Source organism: Halomonas sp. BC2, assembly GCF_002078115.1.
Lineage (GTDB): Bacteria > Pseudomonadota > Gammaproteobacteria > Pseudomonadales > Halomonadaceae > Vreelandella > Vreelandella stevensii.
In genome coordinates, this window is sequence record NZ_LFGT01000009.1 from 359,104 (window position 1) to 359,617 (window position 514).

Here is a 514-nt window from a genome sequence, read left to right on the forward strand (position 1 = left end):
CCTGTTCAGGGGTCGGGTAGATACGGACTTTAGTGGCTTTCAGCATGGCATTGCGGCTTATCAAGCTGTATATATATCCATATTAGCCGGTGAGGGGCGAAAATCAACCCCCAGCAGCGCTAGCGCGCTGCCCGCTTGTATCCCCGCCCGACTGGGCGAGGGTTTACGCGGGGTTTTGCTAAAACTGACGTACATCAAGTTCGCGACGCCCCATAGTGCGGTGGTTTTCAAAGGTTGACCCAGGTCAGTTTTCCCCTTCTCAAAACCGTTACGATGGCCTCATACATCACGGCGGGAGGGGAACATCATGTACTGGGACGATGCAGTCATTTTCGGCTTGGTAACTGTCGCATTGGTGATCGCGTTTATGGTGGGCTGGGTTGGCTTCGTGGTGCGTGATCATCTACGCAAGGATGAACGCAAGAAGCCTTGATCCAGCAGGCTGTAGCAGTCGTCAGGGGAGGGGGTTTACATGGTAAGTGTAAACTTCCTTTTGCCGGCCCACTGGGCCGGC

Annotated in this window: 2 protein-coding genes; both read left to right on the forward strand. The window is 54.7% G+C overall.

Annotated elements, in window-relative coordinates:
- Positions 1-238 (forward strand): hypothetical protein (locus B7L71_RS17445; RefSeq protein WP_212636738.1); only part of this gene is annotated, 238 nt, incomplete at its 5' end.
- 69 nt (positions 239-307) lie between these two features.
- The gene (gene ccoM / locus B7L71_RS17870; protein WP_016913649.1) at positions 308-433 is read left to right on the forward strand and encodes a cytochrome c oxidase subunit CcoM; all 126 of its coding nucleotides are present in this window, start codon (positions 308-310) and stop codon (positions 431-433) included.
- Positions 434-514: the final 81 nt, after the last annotated feature.

What these genes read in the sequence shown, in the direction of transcription:
- ccoM (WP_016913649.1), top strand. Translation starts at nt 308, where the DNA reads ATGTACTGGGACGATGCAGTCATTTTCGGCTTGGTAACTGTCGCATTG.